Consider the following 428-nt stretch of genomic DNA (forward strand, 5'->3'; position numbering starts at 1 on the left):
CTCCGCCGCTTCGTGTCGTACTGCCACCTGTTGCCGGCTTCGCAAGCCCATCACCACAGAGGTGCCGGTGGCCTCCTTCGCCACTCCATCGAGGTCGGGCTCTGGGCGGCCCAAGCCAGCGACAAATTGCTGCTCGACCTGGGAAGTACTCCCGCGCAGCGCCGACAAATTGAGCCGCGCTGGCAGCTGACGGCGTTTGTCGCGGGGCTGTGTCATGACGTGGGGAAACCGGCCACCGATTTGGTCGTCACCAGCCACGATCGCACGAAAGTCTGGAAGCCACTCACCGAGAACCTCTCCGACTGGGCGACCGCGAACGACATATCTGCGTACTTCCTCGACTGGCGCCCTGGCCGTGCCAAGCAGCATGTGGCACTGTCGAATCTACTCGCCGACCGCATCATCGGCGCGGAAACGCTCGGATGGAT

At 63.8% G+C, this 428-nt stretch carries 1 protein-coding gene; it reads left to right on the forward strand.

Translation table 11 applies throughout. The features are described from left to right. Nucleotides 1-428, forward strand: a 428-nt coding sequence (locus FJV41_RS50710) for a TraI domain-containing protein (RefSeq protein WP_181791611.1), incomplete at both ends; no start/stop codon positions are given.

This window comes from Myxococcus llanfairpwllgwyngyllgogerychwyrndrobwllllantysiliogogogochensis, assembly GCF_006636215.1.
GTDB classification, from domain to species: domain Bacteria; phylum Myxococcota; class Myxococcia; order Myxococcales; family Myxococcaceae; genus Myxococcus; species Myxococcus llanfairpwllgwyngyllgogerychwyrndrobwllllantysiliogogogochensis.